Consider the following 1,434-nt stretch of genomic DNA (forward strand, 5'->3'; position numbering starts at 1 on the left):
ACGTAGGCGTGTCCGGGAGGGCCGAACATCGAGGCGTTGCGCGCTCGAAGGCCCCCATGGCTGTGCGACGCCGGATCTTCGGCGTCGTACGCCTCGGTTTCAACAATGCGTCCGCCGACACCGTCGACGAGGACGGTCACGCCTACAAGCGCTCGCGCCACTTCCAGCGAAGGGGCTTCAAAGTCGATGCCGGCAATCTGGCGCATGAACTGCCGCTATGAATGCGCACTCACGCGACGCCTCGGTCGGCATCCGTGGCTCGCGTTTCTGAATCGGTCAGGCAGGTTGCTGCCTGTTGAACGGCTGCCTGGGCCCGCTGTTGCTCGGCGCATCGCCTTCCGAGCCGCCAGGGCGGCTTTCGTCAATCGAATGAACCGCCCCATCCTCTTGCTGGGTTCTGACCTGCTCGGACAGTCGGGCATAGAACTTTGCGATATCGCAGAGGTCTTCTTCGTCCAGACCTTCGATGCCAATCATTCGGTTGCTCGCCTGTTGGTTGGCGGCCAGAAGCTCATTGAGCTTGAGGTGCAAGGCCACACTGTCCTTGTTCTGGCTTTGCTGAATCAAGAAGACCATCAGGAACGTGACGATGGTCGTTCCCGTGTTGATGACCAGCTGCCAGTTTTCCGAGAAGTCAAAGATCCGACCCACCGCGGCCCACACGATGACGCACAGCAGCGCAGTGGCAAATGCAACAGGCGAGCCGGCCCAACGGGTGACCGTGGCGGCGAAGCGGTCAAAGGCAGCAACCAGGTGAGAGTGCGGTTTGCTCGGCTCTTCCGCCCGATCACCGTGGTCGGTAGCACTCGAGGTCATACGATCTCCATCAAACAACGGACTGGATTCGCCCTTTGGCGGTGAGCCACACCCGCAGACGTTGCCCTTCATGCAGCGCAGAAATACTGACGGCGCTGCGGTGATTGGCAAAACAAGGCAAGCCCCGATGGTCGATGCCTCGCGCTCGCCACTGATCCACATCGACCTCGGTGATGAGAATGCGTGCCGAAAGCAAAGCTTCGCCTCGACGTTTCGCATCAACCGGATGTACCTTCATCGATCGAGCAGGCGGACTGAGCCAGCAATGCATGACATTCCTCTCGCGCCGTGATGGGCGGTTGAAGGCCAATGAGCAATTGGTGTTCCCAACGCCATCCGCGCTTCTGCGCCCGGCCTGCCGATGCCAGAGACGAACAGATCAGGCGCGTACCGCCGGAATCTCGGCAAGGCGCGTGGTGTAACGGGGTGACCGCCATTCCTGCCTCGACTGCACGCCGCCGCCGGCGTTGGCGGTCTCCTGGCGCAACGCGCTGGCCACCGTCACGGCGCCCTTGCCAAAGCGCTGGTTGAGCGCATCGAGTGCGCCCATCAACTTCGAAGGGTCGCGCGGCGCCACGAGCTCCCCCGCTGGGTCCATGCCGGAGAACAGATCCAGCT

Annotated in this window: 4 protein-coding genes; all 4 read right to left on the reverse strand. The window is 62.1% G+C overall.

Annotated features, from left to right (window positions below):
• Nucleotides 1–206: DNA-3-methyladenine glycosylase (locus AC1DYI_RS35545; protein ID WP_477208800.1), on the reverse strand; the 206-nt coding region annotated here is incomplete at its 3' end.
• A 70-nt stretch (nt 207–276) separates the two neighbouring features.
• Nucleotides 277–816, reverse strand: a complete 540-nt coding sequence (locus tag AC1DYI_RS35550) for a low affinity iron permease family protein (RefSeq protein ID WP_477208801.1) — start codon at nt 814–816, stop codon at nt 277–279.
• A gap of 10 nt (nt 817–826) precedes the next feature.
• Nucleotides 827–1,054, reverse strand: coding sequence for a hypothetical protein (locus AC1DYI_RS35555; RefSeq protein ID WP_477208802.1), 228 nt, complete (start codon nt 1,052–1,054; stop codon nt 827–829).
• A 141-nt stretch (nt 1,055–1,195) separates the two neighbouring features.
• The coding region (locus AC1DYI_RS35560; RefSeq protein ID WP_477208803.1) for a DUF4113 domain-containing protein at nt 1,196–1,434 on the reverse strand (239 nt) is incomplete at its 5' end.

This window comes from Ideonella sp. P3_A4 (assembly GCF_056403075.1).